The 307-nt window shown below is 53.4% G+C and carries 1 protein-coding gene; it reads left to right on the top strand.

The genetic code is table 11. From position 1 onward, the window contains the following. Window positions 1–307: calcium-binding protein (locus GM173_RS15815; protein ID WP_373309396.1), on the top strand; the 307-nt coding region annotated here is incomplete at both ends.

The following is a 307-nucleotide window of genomic DNA, read 5'->3' as shown; positions in this document are numbered from 1 at the left end:
GGCAACCTAACTGTGACTGCCGATGCTGCCGGTAGCAGTATCACTACAGGTTCCGGCGCGGACAACATTACCTTGGGTGCAGGAGACGATACCGTCAACACAGGGGCAGGCAATGACACCCTGACCGGCTCGGCCAGCACGGACGACGTCGTTGATCTCGGTGCAGGAAATGATACCGCGACGTATAGCGCTGCAGGTACTGTAAATGCAGGCGATGACAACGATACCTTAAATCACTCAGGCGCAGGCAATCTCACGATCGCCTTAGGTAGTGTTACGAATGTGGGTGGATTTAGTAATTTTGAAA

The sequence above is a fragment of the Deefgea chitinilytica genome (assembly GCF_016881405.1).
In the GTDB taxonomy this organism is placed as follows: domain Bacteria; phylum Pseudomonadota; class Gammaproteobacteria; order Burkholderiales; family Chitinibacteraceae; genus Deefgea; species Deefgea chitinilytica.
The sequence above is the reverse complement of the archived record's forward strand: the minus strand, read 5'-3'. Positions and strand labels throughout refer to the sequence as shown.